At 71.3% G+C, this 16,570-nt stretch carries 16 protein-coding genes; 13 read left to right on the top strand and 3 right to left on the bottom strand.

Annotated features, from left to right (window positions below):
- Positions 1 to 61: 61 nt before the first annotated feature.
- Entirely contained in the window at positions 62 to 1,348 is a 1,287-nt protein-coding gene (locus tag OHA17_RS41460; protein ID WP_331721512.1) for a serine/threonine-protein kinase, read from the bottom strand.
- Between the two features lie 467 nt (positions 1,349 to 1,815).
- Between OHA17_RS41460 and OHA17_RS41455 the strand changes: the two genes are divergently transcribed.
- The 13 genes from OHA17_RS41455 (at position 1,816) to OHA17_RS41395 (ending at position 14,058) form a co-directional block, all read left to right on the top strand.
- On the top strand, positions 1,816 to 2,391 hold the full coding sequence (locus OHA17_RS41455) for a hypothetical protein (RefSeq protein ID WP_406510989.1): 576 nt from the start codon (positions 1,816 to 1,818) through the stop codon (positions 2,389 to 2,391).
- Entirely contained in the window at positions 2,385 to 3,263 is an 879-nt protein-coding gene (locus OHA17_RS41450; RefSeq protein WP_331721510.1) for an ATP/GTP-binding protein, read from the top strand. Before OHA17_RS41455 ends, OHA17_RS41450 begins: the two co-directional genes overlap by 7 nt.
- A gap of 25 nt (positions 3,264 to 3,288) precedes the next feature.
- Entirely contained in the window at positions 3,289 to 3,996 is a 708-nt protein-coding gene (locus OHA17_RS41445) for an SAF domain-containing protein (protein ID WP_331721509.1), read from the top strand.
- Positions 3,996 to 4,841 (top strand): hypothetical protein, encoded by an 846-nt coding sequence (locus OHA17_RS41440; RefSeq protein ID WP_331721508.1) that lies wholly within the window; start codon positions 3,996 to 3,998, stop codon positions 4,839 to 4,841. The genes OHA17_RS41445 and OHA17_RS41440 overlap by 1 nt, the downstream gene beginning before the upstream one ends.
- Entirely contained in the window at positions 4,831 to 6,312 is a 1,482-nt protein-coding gene (locus OHA17_RS41435) for a CpaF/VirB11 family protein (RefSeq protein WP_331721507.1), read from the top strand. Before OHA17_RS41440 ends, OHA17_RS41435 begins: the two co-directional genes overlap by 11 nt.
- Positions 6,309 to 7,217: a type II secretion system F family protein gene (locus OHA17_RS41430; protein WP_331721506.1), complete on the top strand. Its 909-nt coding sequence runs from the start codon at positions 6,309 to 6,311 to the stop codon at positions 7,215 to 7,217. The genes OHA17_RS41435 and OHA17_RS41430 overlap by 4 nt, the downstream gene beginning before the upstream one ends.
- On the top strand, positions 7,214 to 8,098 hold the full coding sequence (locus OHA17_RS41425; RefSeq protein ID WP_331721505.1) for a hypothetical protein: 885 nt from the start codon (positions 7,214 to 7,216) through the stop codon (positions 8,096 to 8,098). Before OHA17_RS41430 ends, OHA17_RS41425 begins: the two co-directional genes overlap by 4 nt.
- A 53-nt stretch (positions 8,099 to 8,151) precedes the next feature.
- Positions 8,152 to 8,394, top strand: a complete 243-nt coding sequence (locus tag OHA17_RS41420; protein WP_331721504.1) for a hypothetical protein — start codon at positions 8,152 to 8,154, stop codon at positions 8,392 to 8,394.
- Complete coding sequence (locus OHA17_RS41415) at positions 8,391 to 8,798, top strand: TadE family protein (RefSeq protein ID WP_331721503.1); 408 nt, start codon at positions 8,391 to 8,393, stop codon at positions 8,796 to 8,798. Before OHA17_RS41420 ends, OHA17_RS41415 begins: the two co-directional genes overlap by 4 nt.
- Entirely contained in the window at positions 8,798 to 9,244 is a 447-nt protein-coding gene (locus tag OHA17_RS41410; protein WP_331721502.1) for a TadE/TadG family type IV pilus assembly protein, read from the top strand. Before OHA17_RS41415 ends, OHA17_RS41410 begins: the two co-directional genes overlap by 1 nt.
- Complete coding sequence (locus OHA17_RS41405; RefSeq protein WP_331721501.1) at positions 9,241 to 9,690, top strand: hypothetical protein; 450 nt, start codon at positions 9,241 to 9,243, stop codon at positions 9,688 to 9,690. The genes OHA17_RS41410 and OHA17_RS41405 overlap by 4 nt, the downstream gene beginning before the upstream one ends.
- 9 nt (positions 9,691 to 9,699) lie before the next feature.
- Positions 9,700 to 13,071, top strand: coding sequence for a LysM peptidoglycan-binding domain-containing protein (locus tag OHA17_RS41400; protein ID WP_331721500.1), 3,372 nt, complete (start codon positions 9,700 to 9,702; stop codon positions 13,069 to 13,071).
- A gap of 255 nt (positions 13,072 to 13,326) precedes the next feature.
- Positions 13,327 to 14,058 (top strand): A24 family peptidase, encoded by a 732-nt coding sequence (locus tag OHA17_RS41395; RefSeq protein ID WP_331721586.1) that lies wholly within the window; start codon positions 13,327 to 13,329, stop codon positions 14,056 to 14,058.
- Between the two features lie 214 nt (positions 14,059 to 14,272).
- Here OHA17_RS41395 and OHA17_RS41390 read toward each other — a convergent pair whose 3' ends face one another.
- Both OHA17_RS41390 and OHA17_RS41385 read right to left on the bottom strand, forming a co-directional pair.
- The gene (locus OHA17_RS41390; RefSeq protein WP_331721499.1) at positions 14,273 to 14,731 is read right to left on the bottom strand and encodes a hypothetical protein; all 459 of its coding nucleotides are present in this window, start codon (positions 14,729 to 14,731) and stop codon (positions 14,273 to 14,275) included.
- A gap of 143 nt (positions 14,732 to 14,874) precedes the next feature.
- Entirely contained in the window at positions 14,875 to 16,437 is a 1,563-nt protein-coding gene (locus tag OHA17_RS41385) for a DUF2637 domain-containing protein (RefSeq protein ID WP_331721498.1), read from the bottom strand.
- Positions 16,438 to 16,570: the final 133 nt, after the last annotated feature.

Below are 16,570 nucleotides of genomic sequence, written 5' to 3'. Positions count from 1 at the left end.
TCGAAGCCGCGCTCCGTACGCACGCGCCCCGTTCCTGGCGGCGACCGGCGGAGCCTTCGGCCTACAGGTCGCTGATCTTCTGCATCGGCGCGTACCGCAGCAGGATGCGACGCTCGCCGTAGCGGGGCCCGAACGCGACCCGCACCTGGCCGATGTCCGGGACTTCCAGCACCGTGCCGATCCCGAACATCTCGTGCTCGACCACGTCCCCTGGGTGCAACCGCGTATCCACCCGCGGGCCGGGGGCCCGTCCACGGCCCCCACGGTCGCGCACCCGGCGGCTTTCGCGGTGCGCATCGAGTGCCTGCTGCCCGACCGGGAAGCCGGGCCCGGCGAGATCGGTCGCCTCCACCACGGGCATGCCGCCCGTCGACCACCAAGCGATGTCCGCACCGGCATCGGCATCCGCGGCTGGCACCGGCGGCGAATCCGCCACTGGTGCCGCGGGCGGAACGGGTGGGGCGGGCTGGTCGGTCACCGTGGTCTGTTCCCACCACACCGGCCCGCGCCCGGTGCCGACCGGATCCATCGGGGCCCGGGCCGTGGCATCGGAGGCGAGCGAGGTGAGCAGGTCGTCGGGCGAGGGCCGCTGGTTCGGCTGTTTGGCCAGACAGCGCTGGAGTGCGGGCCGCAGCGCCGGCGGCAGGCCGGACAGGTCGGGCCGGTCGTGGACGACGCGGTAGAGCAGCGCGTGCGCGGTGCCGGTGCCGAACGGGCCGTGCCCGGTGGCGGCGTAGCAGAGCACCGCGCCGAGCGAGAAGACGTCGCTGGCCGGTGTGATGGCGAGGCCTTGGGCTTGTTCGGGCGACATGAAGCCGGGGGTGCCGATCGCGGCGCCGAGGGTGGTGAGCGCCGGGCCGTCGTTCAGCGCCCGGGCGATCCCGAAGTCGATGATGCGCGGACCGTCCCGCGTGACCAGGATGTTGCCCGGCTTCAGGTCGCGATGCACCAAGCCGGTGCGATGGATGGCGGCGACGGCCTCGGCCAGCCCCGCGCCCAGGCCCCGTACCTCGGACTCGGGCAGCGGACCGTCCTCGGTGATCAGGGTCGCGAGATCGGGGGCCTCCACGTAGACGGTGGCCACCCACGGCACTGCGGCCTCCAGGTCCGCGTCGACGACGGAGGCGGTGTAGAAGCCGCTGATGCTGCGGGCTGCCTCGACCTCCCGCCGGAAGCGTTCGCGAAAGCCGCTGTCGCCGGTCAGTTCGGGGCGCACCGTCTTCACGGCGACGGTGCGGCCGCTGCGCGAGCGGGCGAGGTAGACGGTGCCCATGCCGCCGCTGCCGAGCCTCGCCCGCAGCGTGTATGGGCCAATGTTGGCTGGATCTCCCGCGTCCAGCGGCTCCATCGCGCACCCCCTTGCGTCCCGCAGCTGCCCGACAGGGTCTCACGGACCTTGTCCGCCCGCTCCGCTACCGGTGCAACTCCTGGCAGGGAAGTGGCAGTTGAGACAACCATCTGGATTCCGCATATGCCATCACCTGTACGGACAGTCACCCTCGACCACTGCGCCAGAGCGGAGGTTTCCGGCCCCGTTGATCGGCGGCACCCCGACTGACCAGTGACGAAGTTACGACCGAAACGTACCGAACTGCGCCGCATAGCTACCGGAACAGCATGGCTTCTTCACGGAGCGTGGCGCTAGGGTGCCTCTCTACGGCAAAACCGGAAGACGCCCCTCACACGTAACTGTGTTTCCACACCAAGGGGTTGTTCCGGGCTTCACGTTCCAGAACCAGGCAAGCGAGACCCAACGCGCCATACGGGGAGGACCAGTTGATCCTCGCACCACGACGTCACCGTCACACCACGGCCATGCGCTGGCGGGCCGCTGCTGCCTCAGTCGCCGCCTTGGTCCTGCTGGGCGCCTGCAGCGGCACCAAGGGCGACAAGAGTTCGGACAAGAACCCCAGCACGGCTGTCACACCGTCGACCGCGCCGCACCAGACGCCGCAGGGCGCATCTGCAGATGCCACCGAGAAGGCGGCCGTCCTCGCGTCGTACAACGCGATGTGGGTGGAGCAGATGAAGGCTTACCGCAAGGCCGATGCCGCGGGCACCGACCTGGAGAAGTACGCCACGCTGGATGCGCTGGGCAGGTTCCGCATCGACCTGGCCCGGATGAAGAAGGCCGGCACGGCGGTCACGGGGGAGCTCGGCCACACACCTGCCGTGGCATCGCTCAATCTCGCAGCGAAGACACCGACCGCCCAGCTCACCGACTGCATGGATCTGTCCAAGTCGCAGACCATCGACACCCGGGCAAACAACAAGGTGATCCCCTATCCGACCGCTCAGCCGCTGCGGTACATCGCCACGGCCACGGCCGAGAAGTGGCCGAACGGATGGATGATCACCAAGTTCGTGCCGGACGGGAGCCGCACATGCTGAGAAGGCTGCTCAGTTCGGCTCCCGTCGCGCTGCTGCTGGCTGCAGGTCTCACCACGGTCGCCCACGCGGGCGAGGACCCCATCGGCAATGACCCCAACTGCCGGGGGCAGTGGCTGGCGGTCACGACGTGCGCCCAGGACACCGGCGGCGCCCCGTCGGCTTCCGGTGGGAGCAGCCACCAGGCATCGTCCGCCGCCGAGACCGGTGGGAGCAGCACTCCCCCGCCGTGCACCTACACCAAGCTGGTCCCGCAGCCCCCGGCGGACAACTTGGGCTGGGACGGGCACAAGCCCGGCGACAAGGGCGCGGTGTATCAGGTGTACTGCCCGGACACGATGCGGATCGGGGTGTCGTGGATACCGGACGGCGGCCCTGCGGCGCCTCCGGTCGACCCCGAGGTCCTGGCCCACCGCGCGGTCGATTCGATGAAGCTGGTCGGGCCGGACATCGCCAGTCCGCAGGCGGCGGGCACGTACGCGGTCGGGGTGCCGATGTGGCTGTGGGTGAACCAGTCCCCCACCACGTTCGGTCCGAACACGGCGACCGCGTCCGCGGGCGCGGTGACGGTGTCAGCGACCGCCAAGGTCGCCTCCATCACCTGGAAGTTCGGTGACGGCACGTCGGTGACCTGCAACGGCCCCGGCACCGTGTACCAGGCGTCGTCCGGCATGAAGCCGTCGCCGACGTGCGGCCACACCTTCGCCAAGTCGTCGGCGGGACAGTCCGGCCAGAAGTTCGCGCTGACGGCCACGGCGACGTGGCAGGTCGACTGGACGGTCACGGCCGGCGCCGTGGACGCGGGCCAGTTCACCGAGGTCCGCCAGTCCCAGAGTCAGGTCGGGGTCGGGGAACTCCAGGCCGTCGGCAACTGAGTGTGTGAGCGAAAGGCGTTACAGCGTGAGCAAGACGGCAGCGCCCGCCTCAGCGGCGGGTCCCATTCCGGCACAGCCTGGCCCGCCGTCCCTGCGGTGGCAGGCGAGGCGCCGGCGTCCGGGGGTGCTCGCCCTGGCCGCGGCACTGATCGCGGCCGGCGCGGTGGGCAACTACTGGTACTGGACGCAGAACGGCCAGCGCACCCCGGTCCTGGTCATGGCCCGGGACGTGGCAGCGGGCACGGTGATCCAGGACGCCGACCTCGCGGAGGCGTCGGTGGCGCTGGATCCCGCGCTCAAGGCGATCGGGACGGGACAGCGCGCGCAGGTGGTCGGCAAGCGCGCCGCTGTCGAACTGCTGCCCGGTGCGCTGCTCGCTCCGGGGCAGATCACCAGCCGCACGCTGGTGCACCAGGACGAGCAGTTGGTCGGGCTGAACCTGAAACCGGGGCAGATGCCGGATTCCCCGCTGAAGCCGGAGGACCAAGTCCAGGTCGTGTTCACTGGCGACAGCGGAGCCCCGGCAACGGGCAAGAACGGCAAGCCGGGCCAGGACAGCGGCCCGGCCACCGTGGATGCACGGATCGTCCGCGTGGGCACCAAGCAGGACAGCACGGGACAGCAAGTCATCGACGTAGCGGTCAAGTCGGCAGACGGACCGCGGCTGGCAGCTCAGGCCGCGGCCGGCACGGTCGCGCTGGCTGTGAAGGCGGCGAGCGGGGCCGGTTCCTGATGGCTGTGATCGCTCTGGTGGGAGTGCCGGGGGCGCCCGGGGTGACCTCAACGGCACTGGGCCTGCTGCGGATGTGGCCGGTGGAGCACGGCCGGCGGGTGCTGCTCGCCGAGTGCTGCCCGGACGGAGGCGCCGTGCTGGCGGGAGCGTTGCAGAGCAGGCTGACAGCCGACCGCGGCCTGCACAATCTGGCCGCCTCCCGCCGCAGTGCCAGCCTGCAGGACGCGTTCTGGACCCAGCTCGTGCGGATCTCCGACGAGGACCGGCGCGATGACCCCACCCGGATGCTGCTGCCCGGCCTGACCAGCCCGTCGGAAGCCGCCGGGCTCGCGCCGGAATGGGGAGCGATCGCGGATCTGTTCGTCGGGATCGACCGGATCGAGGAGCACGGTCATGACGTGCTGCTCGACCTGGGGCGCAATGGTGCCTTCGGTCCGGCCCGGGTCCTGGCCCAGCGTGCCGACCTCGTGCTGCTGGTGATGCGCAGCACTTTGCGCAGTCTGCACATGGCCGCCGCCCGCGCCAGGATGCTCACCGCGCTGCTGGACGGCGAAGGCCGGCGCTCCGGGCGCCTGGGGGTCCTGCTGATTACTGAAGGGCCGTATGCGGCGCGTGAGGTGGAGGAGCACTTGCAGGTGCCGGTGGTGGCGACTCTGCCGTTCCGGCCGCAGGAGGCCGCCGTGCTGTCCGACGGGGCCGCGGAGGGCAAGCGGTTTCGGGAGAGCAAGCTGATGCGGGCCGTCCTGGACGCCTCGACCCCGATCCGGCAGCGGGTGGCCACCCAGCGCGCCCGCCTCGCCTCGCCCCTGCACCAGCGGATGATGGGAGGCCCCGGTGCACGCTGAACCGGTCTACAACGGAGTGCCCTATCCCCCGCGTCCGCCGGCCGCCCCTACCGGACCAGCGGCGGTGCCCGGCGGGCCGTCCGGCGTGGCCCTTCCGCGCATGGTGGGCCAAGGGGCGGTTCCCCAGGTGCGGATCGACTACCGGGCGGCGCAGGAGATCAAGCGGATCGTCGTTGAGCAGCTCCTGAAGGAGAAGAAGAACAATCCGTCGCTGGTCGGAGAAGTGGAGGAGCAGCGAGGCCGTGCTCTGATCGATGAGCAGGTGGCGGTCTGGCTGGACGCGACCGCCCACGGGGGCGGATATTCCCCCATCGAGGAGCGGGAGTTGGCTGGGCTCGTCTTCGACATGTGTTTTCGGGCCGGGCGGCTGCAGCGCTACCTGGACGACGACCTGGTGGAGGACATCTGGATCGAGGGCCCGCACCGGGTGTTCCTCAAGTACAGCGACGACGCGGAACCGGTCCAGGTCGCACCGGTCGCCGATTCCGAGGAGGAACTGCAGGAGCTGGTCCGGGACTTGATCAGGGCCAGTGGGCAGAGCGGTCGGACGTTCTCCACGTTCAGCCCGGAGGTCGAGCTGCGCCTCAAGGACGGCTCCCGGGTCCAGGCCCTGGGCCCCCAGGTCACGGGCGAGTTCACGCACGTCGCGATCCGCCGCCACCGCCTCAAGGACGCTGACCTGCCCAAGATGGTCAGCCTGGGTGCGCTCGATGAGCAGATGGCCGACCTCCTGCGCGCCTGTGTCCGGGCGCGGCGCAACATCATCTTCGCCGGGGAGCAGTCCTCGGGTAAGACGTCGATGCTGCGGGCGGTGTTGCGGGAGATTCCCGCGAGCGAGCGGTTCGGCACTTTGGAGACGACGTTCGAGCTGTGGACCCACAAGAACGGCTATCACCAGCATGTGGTGCCGATGGAGGCCAGAGCGTCCAACGGGGAGCGGGTGGACGGCCGGGCGGCGGGCGAGATCACGCTGCTGGACCTGCTGAAGAGCGCGAAGCGCATGTCGCTCACCCGGGTGGTGGTCGGGGAGGTCCGCGGTGAGGAGATCACCGCGATGATGCAGGCGATGACGTCGGACCGGCCCGGCAACATGTGCACCATCCACGCCTCCGAGCCCGAGGCGGTCTTCGACCGCATCGCGGAGCTGTACCTGCTGGCGCAGTCCAACTTCACGCCGGAACTGGCCTACCGCCAGATCGCCAACGGTCTGCACTTCGTGGTGTTCTTGTCGGTCGATGAATCCGGTCCCGTCAAGCGGCGCTTCGTCTCTCACATCTGGGAGGTCAAGCCCGTGGGTCCGGACGGCCGCCCGACCTACAACGAGATCTACCGGCCGGCCAGCGAGTGGGATCAGCGGGGGGTGCCGTATTCCGCGCTGTCGGTGCGCAACCGGCAGAAACTGGAGGCCGCGGGGCTGCGCACCGACCTGGTGGCGCAGCCTTCTGCCTGGCCGCACGAGGTGGGCGCATGATCACCGGATGGTGGTGGGCGCTGTCCGGGGCGCTGCTCGGCGGCGGGCTGGTGGCCCTGGTGGCCGGGCTGGTCGGAACAACTGTGCCCAAGGGGCCCGGCGTCCTGGCTGGTTGGCGCCACCGGTCCCGGTCGGGGCCCGCGGCCCGTAAAGCAGCCCGCCGCCGGGCCCTGTTCGGCGCGGCGCTGGTGGCCGGGGTTGCGGTGTGGCTGGTGAGCGGGGTGTTCGTGGTCGCGTTGATCGCGGCCGCCGCGGTGGTGGGCGTGCCGTGGCTGACGGCCCCGGTGGCCGCGACCAAGGAGCAGATGGCCAAGCGGGACGCGCTCGCCGAGTGGACGCAGCGCCTGGCGGAAGTACTGCGCCTGGGCGTCGCGATCGAGCAGGCGCTCACGGCCAGCCGCCGTCATGCTCCCCAGGCGCTGGAGGGGGAGATCGAGGAACTGGTCGACAAGGTGGATGCCGGGTGGCCGCTCGGCGAGGCGGTGGAGGACTTCGGGCGCGCGCTGGACGATCCGACCGCGGACAAGGTGTGTGCCGCGCTCAAGCTGTCCGTCACCGACCCCGGGCCGGGGCTGGCGCAGGCGATGCAGGACATGTCCGCGTCCCTACGGGACGAGGTGAGTGCGCGTCAGAAGATCGAGGCGGAGCGGGAGAAGTCCCGCACCGTCGTGCGCACGCTCACCTTCATCACCCTGGCCCTGGTGCCGCTGGGCTTCACCGTCCCCCAGATCACCAATGTCTTTACGACGCTGCTCGGCCAGCTGGTCCTGGGCCTGCTCTCGGCGGCGTTCGTCGCCGTGCTGGTGTGGTCGCGCAGTTACGCCAGCCGCGGCCGCACCGCCCGGGTCCTGATTCCTGACCCGCGCAGCCCCGTCAAGCCGCCCCGGATGGAGGCCGCACCGTGACGACAACAGCTGCCGTGGCTCTCTTCGGCTGTCTCATCGGCGCGGGCCTGGCTCTGGTGGTGCGGGAACTCGCCCCGGCTCCCCCCAAGTTGGGCCCGGCCCTCAAGCGCCTCAGCCCGCCCGCCCCTGCCCCCGGCACCGCCCTGCCCGAGCAGAGTACGGAAAGCCTCGTAGGCGCGTGGCTGGTGGCCCGGGTACCGGCGCCGCTACCCCGGGCCGACCTGAATCTGCTGAACCAGCCGGTCGAGCAGTTCCTGCTGAACAAGGTGCTGCTCGCCTTCGTCGGGCTGGTCCTGCCGTCCGTGCTGAGCGCGGCCTGGATCCTCCTCGACATCACCCTGCCCCTGTTCGTGCCCGCAGTGGCCGGCGTACTGGCCGCCGCCGTGCTGTGGTTCGTGCCCGACCTCATGGTGCGCCGCGATGCCGCCCGGGCACGGGAGGAGTTCACCCACGCCGTCACCGTCTACCTCGAACTGGTCGCCCTGCGCCTGGCCTCCAACATCGCCGTCGACCAGGCCCTGGAAGAAGCAGCCCGGGTCGGCACCAGCTGGTCGTTCCTGCGCCTCCAAGAAGCCCTGCTGCGCGCCCGGATGGAGAAGACCTCTCCCTGGCAGGTCCTCGAAGACCTCGGCACCCAGCTGAAGATCCCCGTGCTGCGGGACGTCGCGGACTTCGCCCAGATGTCCGGCAAGGACGGCGCCTCCATCTACGCACCAGTGCGGGCCCGCGCCAAGAGCACCCGCGATGAGCAGCTGTCCACCGCCGTGGCCAAGGCGAACGCCGACAGCGAGAAGATGCACATCCCCGGCGCCGTGATGTGTGTCCTCGTCCTGTGCCTGCTCGCCTTCCCCGTGGTGCTGAAACTGTTCGCGCTGTCCTGACGGCAGGGCCACCTCGCCCGCCCATCCCCCTATTTATGTAAGGAGAACAAGCCGTGAAGGACACCTACTTGAAGGCCGGCGTCGCCGTGTCGCTGCTGACCGGCAAGGTGCGCGCACACCTCAACGAGGCGTACGAGGAGATGAGTGAGCGCGGTGAGCGCGGCGACAATCCCGTGGTGACCGTGCTGCTGTGGGTCGCAGGCATCGGCATCGCCCTCAGCATCGTCGCCGCGCTGGTCGCGCTCGGCACGAAGGCGTCCACCAAGGTCGACAACGTGAACCTCGACGGCAAGTGAACGCACCGCGCACGCCCTGGGGATCGGACCGGGGCTCGAACCCGATCCAGATGGCCATCATCTTCCCCTTCGTGATCATCCTGATCCTCATGCTGCTGCAGGGGATCATGTGGGCGTACGCCCGCAACGTCGCCTACAGCTCCGCTCGGGCCGGCGTAGCGGCCGGGCGGCTGTACGGAGCCACCCCCGGCGACGGTGCCGCCAAGGCGAAGCGCGTGCTCGACGAGGTGGGCTCCAGCCTGCTCACCGACCGGACGGTGTCCACCGACGGCAGCACCCCCGAGCGGCTGCGGGTCCGCGTCGATGCCCAGGCCCTGTCGATGATTCCGGGCATATCGGGGATCCATGTCCAGGCCACCGTGTCCGGGCCCATCGAGCGGTGGACCACGGCGGGAGCACCCTGATGACCCGCGCATTCTGGCTGCGGCGCCCGGAGGACGAGGGCAGCATCGCCATCGAGGCCGCCATCATCGTCCCCGTGTTGATCGTGCTCGTGCTGCTGTTCGTCGCCGGCGCCCGCCTCTCCCTAGCCGGGCAGAAGACGGACGCCGCCGCGCAGGCCGCCGCCCGCGCCGCCTCGCTGGCGCGAACGCCCGCCACCGCAGGCGCCGACGCCAAGGACGCGGCCGCCGACGCGCTCGCCTCCAGTGGCCAGGTCTGCAGCCACACCAGTGTCCAGGCCCAGGTGCAGGGCCTGGCCGTGCCGGTCGGGCAGGTGTCCACCGTGACGGTCACCGTGTCCTGCACCGTGCCGATCGGCGACCTGATCTTGATCGGCGGGGGCCCCGGCGTACGCACCGTGCACTCCACCTTCACCTCGATCGTTGACGCCTACCGGGGGCGCGGATGAACCCGACCCTGCTGCGCCGGCTCATGGCCAGGCGCTCGCGGTGGGATGACCGCGGCGCCGTCCCGGTCTTCGTCGCCCTCATCATCGGCCCCCTGCTCCTGCTCTGCGGGCTGCTCACGGTCGACGCGTTCGGGGTCCTGCGCGCCAAACAGCACGCCGACGATCTCTCCGTGGAGGCGGCGCGCGCCGCCCAGCAGGCCATCGACCCCGCCCAGGCGATCCCCGGCAAGGCCTTCGTCGCCGACCCCGCCGGTGCCTTGGCCGCCGCCCGCGTCTACCTCGCCAAGACCGGGGACACCGGCACCGTCCAGGTCACCGACGGCGGGCACACCGTGACGGTCACCGTCACCGGCCGCTACCACGCAGTGTTCTGGCCGAAGACGTTCACGGTGCACGCCACCAGCTCGGCCACCCTCCTCCACGGCATCACCCAACCGGACCGATAGGGACTGCTCATGGCCCTCCCCCGCCCCGCTGCCCGCCGTCGGCGCACGCTGTCCGCCGTCCTGCGCGCCCTGGCCGCGCTCCTGGCGCTGGCGGCCCTCCTCGCGGGCCTGCCCTGGCTGCTGTGGCAGGCCAGTGCCGCGCTGCTGCCCGGTGGCCTGGACGGACTGAGTCATCTGTTCACCCGCACCGACACCACCAGTGTGGCGCTGCTGTTCGTCGCGGCCGTCGGCTGGACCGGCTGGCTGTCCTTCGTCGTCTCGCTGCTCGTGGAGATCCCGGCCCGGCTCAGGGGCCGCAGCGCGCCCCGACTGCCGGGGCTGCAGCTGAGCCAGCGCGCCGCGGCCACGCTGGTGGGCAGCATCCTGGTCCTGCTGCCCACCAGCACGGCACTGGCCGCCCCGGCCACCGCGCACGCGGTCACCGCCACCCAACTCCCCGGCCAGGCCTCCCCCGCGCCCACGGCTCATTCCGCCGCACCGGCAGCGGCCACGGCACCGGCCTCCGCCACCTCCCAGGCGCCCACGGCCCACCACACCTACACGGTGCGCGAGATGCGTCCCGCCGAGAGCCTGTGGAGCATCGCTGAACACCTCACCGGCCACGGCGAGCTCTACACCAAGATCGCCGCCGCGAACGAGGGCCGCACCATGGCCGACGGCACGACCTTCCGCACCAACTCACCCATCCAGCCGGGCTGGATCCTTCAGCTTCCCGCCGACCTGCCGCTGCTCAACCTCACCGTCCCCGCCCAGACCGTGGGCACCACGCCGGCGGGCGCGCCGCACCGCGACACCGTCCGCCCCGGCGACAGCCTCTGGACGATCGCCGCACGCGAGTACCACGACGGCGCCCGCTACCAGGAAATCTTCGACGCGAACCGGGACAAGCCCCAGCCCACCGGCGGCCGGCTGACCGACCCCGACGAACTCGAAGTGGGCTGGAGCCTCGACATCCCCACACCCGCCACGCCCGCACCCGAAAGCCCGGGACACACCGCTGCGCCGCCCACCACAGAGAACCCGGCTCCGGCCCCGGCTGCGCCCGCCCCCGCCCCACCCCACGACACTCCCCGGCCGCAGGCCCCTTCGGCCACACCCGCAGCCCCGACCGAAACACCAGCCCGGCAAGCCCCCTCCACCCCGGCACCCGCCACCCCCTCCGCCAGCCGCCCTCCCGCTGCGACCCCCTCCGCAGCCCCCTCCACGGTCCCCTCCGCCCCGGCCACGCCCGTAACTCCTCCGGCTGCGCAGCCCGGCCCCTCCGCACGCCAGCACGTCCAGCTCACCACCGTGGCCGGGGCCTTCGCGCTCCTGGCCGCCGCCATCACCGGCGCCCTCACGCTGCGCCGCATCCTCCAGCGCCGACGCCGAGCCCCCGGCGAGACGATCGCCATCGCCGAGGAAACCTCGCCGGCCGCAGCCCAGCTGTCCGAAGCCGCCGCACCCACCCTCGTCGACGAACTCGACGTCGCCCTGCGCACCCTGGCCCACCATGCCCGGGCCGACAACCGGCCGCTCCCCGTGATCCGAGCCGCCCGGCTCAGCCGGCAGGCCATAGAAGTTCTGCCCGGCGAAGCGGGCACCTCCCCTCAACGTCCCTTCGTGGAGGGAGCGGACGGCTGGTGGGAGCTCCCCACCACCGCGGCGCTGCTCAGCGGTGACGAGGCCGCATCCGTCGCGGCCCCCTATCCGGTCCTGACCACCATCGGCGCCACCGAGGACGACAGCGTCGTGCTCCTCAACCTGGCCCACCCGCGTGTCGTCCTGCTGGACGGCACGGTCGAGCACATCCGTGAGGCGTGCACCTCCATCGCGCTGGAGCTCGGGATGAGCCCCTGGGCCGAGCACGTGGAGATCGTGACGCTCGGGTTCGGCGACGAACTGCCGCACCTGCTGCCCACCTCACGTATCGCGCACAAGCGCGAGCCCGCCCACGCCGTGCGCGACCTCGGCGACTGGATGCTCACCGCCTACCAACAACCCGACGAAGCCGCCCTGCCCTACCTCCTGCTGTGTGCGGCAGAGCTGGACAGCGACACCGCCTGGCAGCTCGCCGAGGCCCTCGACAAAGCGGGCGACCTCCCGGTGACCCTGGTCGCCTCCGCCTCCCAGGCCAGCCACCACTTCCCCGACGCCGAGATCCTCGACGCCTCCTCATCCGAACTCCAGGACATGGACACCATCGGCCTCCCGATCCGGCTGCAGCGCCTCGACGACGCGGCCTTCCAGCAGATCGCAGCCGAACTCCGGATCTCCGGCCAACCATCCATCCCCGCCGAAGGTGCCTGGCAGAACGTGCCGGCCGAACCCGACGCACCTCCCGCCACCACACCCACCACGCCCGCGCCCGCCGAGGCGGAACCCGCTTCCGCCGCCCCCAAGGCCCAGGCCGGCCCGCAGGCCCCTGCGCCCACGAGCCTGGGAGCGTTCCCGGCACTGGTGACCGCCAGCACCGACCCGGCCGCCCTCCACCTCGTGCCCGCCGGGCCCCTGGCGCCCAGTCCGCAGCCCGCCGACACCCCCGCCACCCCATCCACCGAGGCCGAGGCATTCGAGCCGGCCCCCTCCACCGTGAGTGCTGCGCCCGCCGCAACCGACGAGGGAGACAAGGGGGACACGGCAGAGACCCACGATCTGCACGCCCCCGAAATCAGCGTGCTCGGTCCCGTACACGCCCCCGGCCTCTCCAGCTCCGGCCACGGCCCCCGGGCAGCTCAACTCGCCGCCCTGCTGTTCTTCAAGCCGGGCCGCCGCGCCGACACCCTCTGCGTCGACATGGACCCGCTCACTCCCTGGTCGAAGAAGACCCTCGACTCCCGGCTGGGCGATCTCCGCCGCGGCTTCGGCGACGACCCACACGGCAACCCCTACGTACCGCGCCGCACCGCCCGCGACGACACCTACAACCTCTCCCCCCAGGTGCGGTGCGACTGGACCCGGTTCGAGCAGCTCGCCGAGCGGGCCCTGGCAGGCGGGCCCGCCTGCGTAGGTGAACTGGAGCGCGCCCTCGGCCTGGTACGCGGGAAGCCCTTCGGCGCCAACACCCTGCCCTGGGCACTGCCGCACCAGCAAGAGATGATCACCCGGATCGTCGACGCCGCCCACACCGTCGCCACCTGGCGCATGGCCCCCGGCCCCCAACACGACCTCGCCGCCGCCCGCCAGGCCGTCGCCACGGGACTTGAGGTGGACGAGACGGCAGAGATCATCTACCGCGACTGGCTGCGCATCGAACACGCCGCCGGAAACCGCCCCGGCCTCTTCACCGCCTCCACCCGCGTCCAGCAGATCAGCCGCGACAACCGGTGCCCGCTGGACCCCGAGACCGAACACCTCATCGACACCCTTCTCGGAGCGGGACAGCGTGCACAAGGTTTCTAGGACCGCCAGGAACATCCGCCAGCCGCAGGCAGGCGCACGGTCGCCGGCCAGCAACCGTGCGCACCGCGCCGCAGACGTGTGCGCAACCCGGTCGGGCAGTGCGCAGCCGCCGGTGCGCACTGCGCATCCGGCTGTCCAGGACCTGCGCAGTCGGCCAACCGCCCAGAGCCCAGGCCCTGATGCCTCACGCGGATCCGCGCCCCACCGGGTCAGAGTCCGTGCCGGCAACGCTGTTCGCAGGCCCGGCCGGTGCGCATGCTCGTGACCTTCGCCGTCGCCTACGGTGCCCTTGCCGGACTGCTCCTGCCGCGCGCCGTGTACAAACTGGCCGTCCCGGCAGGCGAGAACTGGCGGGCGCTGTGCCCGGCCGGACACCCCGCACAGGCCTGGCTCGGACTCCCCCACTGCAAGAACTGCGCCACCGAGAACCGGACCGCTCCCTGCGCCCGGCGCTGGTACGGGCCCCCTGCTCCAGTCGTCGCTCTGATCACCATCCTGATGTGCGGTGCTCTGGCCTATACAACGGAGCCCAGGCCCGAACTGGCCGTCTGGCTACTCATCACGCCGATCCTTGTGCTGCTCGCCTGGGTCGACGTCACCGTCCACCGCCTGCCCGACGTCCTGACCCTCCCCCTCACGGCCGCAACGCTGCTCCTGCTCGGCGCCACAGCTCTCCTCCCGAACGCAGGCGGATCCTGGCCGGCCGCACTGAGCGGTGCCCTGGCCCTGGGCGGCGGCTACTTCGTCCTCTTCCTGATCAGTCCTCGGAGTCTGGGGTTCGGCGACGTAAAACTCGCCGTCGCGCTCGGGGCCATGCTCGGCTGGTACGGCTGGCGCACACTCGCCCTCGGTGCCATCGCCGGCCAACTCCTCGCCGCGGCCTTCGGGCTGGGACTGATAGCGCTGCGCAGAGCCCATGCGAAGTCAGCGATCCCCTACGGTCCATTCCTCATCTGCGGCACCGTGGTGGGAATGATCGCGCGATGACAGTGCCGCGCCGCTCGGGACGTTGACCGCTCGCAGCACGTGGAATGCGACTCCGAGCGCCGGTCGACGCGGCCTTGAAGTGCCTGCGCAGGCCCGGGGCCCCTTTCCCCATCTCGCTGCGCTGCGCGCAGCGCACCGTCGGCCGTTCCGCAACGGGTTCGGGGTGCGCACCGCCAGTGCGCACCCCATCGCGTGGACGGCCCGTTATGCGCAGTCAGCTCACGGCGGCCAAGTCACGCCGGGCGTAGGCCAGGAGCTCGCCCAAGGCCGCCTCGTTCGAGGCCGGTCGCCGGGTGCGCCAGCCGATCACGGTTTCCCTAACCGTTTCACACACGGTGCGCACCTGCGCAGTGAGCCGATCAGACAACTCCCCCACCGCGGCGCCGTCCGCGTCGTAGGGGCCGGTGATCACAATCGGCCCGTACAGCAGGTAAGGCAGTTCCATCTTCCGCCAGCCGCAAGCCAAGGCCCACACGGCCAGGTTCGGGCTGAGCCCGTCCGTGCTGCCGGTCGCGGGAACGTGCAGCACCGAGCCGCGGTGATAGTAGGCAGCCTCCGCGCCGCTCCCGCCCACCGCGCTACGGATCTGCGCATACTGCGCACCCGCATCATCAGCGGGCAGCTCCAGCGCCGACAGCCGCGCACCCTCGTCGACAAGCCAGGCCCTCACCACGATGTCTCTCCCCTGTCCCCCGCTCCGGCCGGTGCTGCGTGCACCGAGTCTGAGGGCCGGTCGGCGATGACGGGGGGGCACCGCCGACCGGCTGCCTTCACCCTAGGATGCGCACCGGTGTGCGCAGTGGCCCGACCGTCAGGTCAGGGGGCGGAGTTGCTCATGTCGAGCGAGAACACCTGGTAGCGGCGGCGGAAGTTGGCGAGGAACTCCTCCACGGTCGCCGCCTCCAGGGGCCGGTTGTACTGGCCGGTGACACCGCGCCGGGCGAGTTCCTCCAGCACCGCAGGGACGGCGGGTTCAGCTTGGATCTCACGCTGTTCGGCCCACACGTTGTAGATGCGGAACTCCAGCAGATAGCGGCGCAGCGTGGCCGGAGCGACGGGTGAGCCGTTCCGGGTCAGGACGCCCAGTGCGGCGAGATGCTGGGAGAGCTGCGGGGCGGTGGGCTCCTGGTCGTGCTGCGCGAGGTAGCCCTCCCAGGCTAGAAAATACCGGTCCACGACGGTCAGCGTCTGGTCCACAGCCTTGCCGTTCTGGCCGCCCCTCCCCTGCTCCGGTCCGTCACCGCCCGCAGGCTCCTCCTCCGGGCTGGGCGACGGTCCGCTGAGAACGGTCTCGTTGCCGGTCTCCTGCACCCCTCCCGGCTCGGAGTCCGATCCGGTCGAGGGACGCGGCATGCCTTCCTCAGCAGCGGGTGCCGCGGGCGCCTCCGGCATCGGGGCCTGCTCCGGTGCCTGGTCCGGCTGGAGCCCGGCTTCCGCTTCTGCCTCCGCTTCCGCTTCCGCGAAGGCCGGGTCGTACGTGCCCTCGTACACCTCGGGCGAGACGTGCTGGGCGGCGAACCAGGGGCTCTCGTGCGTGGTGGGCTGCTCCGCCTCGGGCTGCGGGGCCTGGGTCTTGGCCTGGTCCGGGGCCTGGCGCGGGGGCTCCTCGGGGGCGGAGCGGTTGTGGGCCGGGGGCAGTTCGGGCTGCGCCTCGTGCTGCACGATCACCGGCGCGGGCGGAAGCAGCACCGGTTCCATGCCGGCGGCGGCGAGCCCGGCCGGGGCGGTCTCGGCGAGCGGCACGCCGAACTTCGCGAGGCGCAGCGGCATGAGGGATTCGACGGGGGCCTTGCGGCGCCAGGCGCGGCCGTAGACGGACTGGAGGCGGGCGCGGTAGACGAGGCGGTCCTGTTCGAGCTTGATGACCTGCTCGTAGGAGCGCAGCTCCCACAGTTTCATGCGGCGCCACAGGAGGAAGGTGGGGACGGGGGAGAGCAGCCAGCGGGTGAGGCGGACGCCTTCCATGTGCTTGTCGGCGGTGATGTCGGCGATCCGGCCGACCGCGTGCCGGGCCGCTTCGACGGAGACCACGAACAGGACCGGGATGACCGCGTGCATGCCCACGCCCAGCGGGTCCGGCCAGGCGGCGGCGCCGTTGAAGGCGATCGTGGCGGCCGTGAGCAGCCAGGCGGTCTGGCGCAGGAGCGGGAACGGGATGCGCATCCAGGTCAGGAGCAGGTCGAGGGCGAGCAGCACACAGATGCCCGCGTCGATGCCGATCGGGAAGACGTAGGAGAAGTTCCCGAAGCCCTTCTTGAGCGCGAGCTCGCGGACCGCCGCGTACGAACCCGCGAAACCGATCCCGGCGATCACCACGGCACCCGCGACCACCACCCCGATCAGAATGCGGTGCGTGCGTGTCAGCTGAGTCGCGGCCACCCGCGCCCCCTCCCCTAGCCTTGTCGCCTCGCTTGCCCCCGAGCCGAAGGCAACGAAGATCCGTCCACCCTGCCACGGCAGGGACGACTCTTCAGGCCGTTGCGGCAGGGCTCTTTGCCGCGAGGCCAAGGAG

This window comes from Streptomyces sp. NBC_00212 (assembly GCF_045206365.1).
Taxonomy (GTDB): Bacteria; Actinomycetota; Actinomycetes; order Streptomycetales; family Streptomycetaceae; genus Streptomyces.
This window is presented reverse-complemented; position numbering and strand designations above follow the sequence as displayed.

Excerpts from the sequence above, each read along its gene's own strand:
- OHA17_RS41460 (WP_331721512.1), bottom strand. The coding sequence starts at position 1,348 with ATGGAGCCGCTGGACGCGGGAGATCCAGCCAACATTGGCCCATACACG.
- OHA17_RS41455 (WP_406510989.1), top strand. The coding sequence starts at position 1,816 with ATGCGCTGGCGGGCCGCTGCTGCCTCAGTCGCCGCCTTGGTCCTGCTG.
- OHA17_RS41450 (WP_331721510.1), top strand. The coding sequence starts at position 2,385 with ATGCTGAGAAGGCTGCTCAGTTCGGCTCCCGTCGCGCTGCTGCTGGCT.
- OHA17_RS41440 (WP_331721508.1), top strand. The coding sequence starts at position 3,996 with ATGGCTGTGATCGCTCTGGTGGGAGTGCCGGGGGCGCCCGGGGTGACC.
- OHA17_RS41430 (WP_331721506.1), top strand. The coding sequence starts at position 6,309 with ATGATCACCGGATGGTGGTGGGCGCTGTCCGGGGCGCTGCTCGGCGGC.
- OHA17_RS41410 (WP_331721502.1), top strand. The coding sequence starts at position 8,798 with ATGACCCGCGCATTCTGGCTGCGGCGCCCGGAGGACGAGGGCAGCATC.
- OHA17_RS41405 (WP_331721501.1), top strand. The coding sequence starts at position 9,241 with ATGAACCCGACCCTGCTGCGCCGGCTCATGGCCAGGCGCTCGCGGTGG.
- OHA17_RS41400 (WP_331721500.1), top strand. The coding sequence starts at position 9,700 with ATGGCCCTCCCCCGCCCCGCTGCCCGCCGTCGGCGCACGCTGTCCGCC.
- OHA17_RS41395 (WP_331721586.1), top strand. The coding sequence starts at position 13,327 with ATGCTCGTGACCTTCGCCGTCGCCTACGGTGCCCTTGCCGGACTGCTC.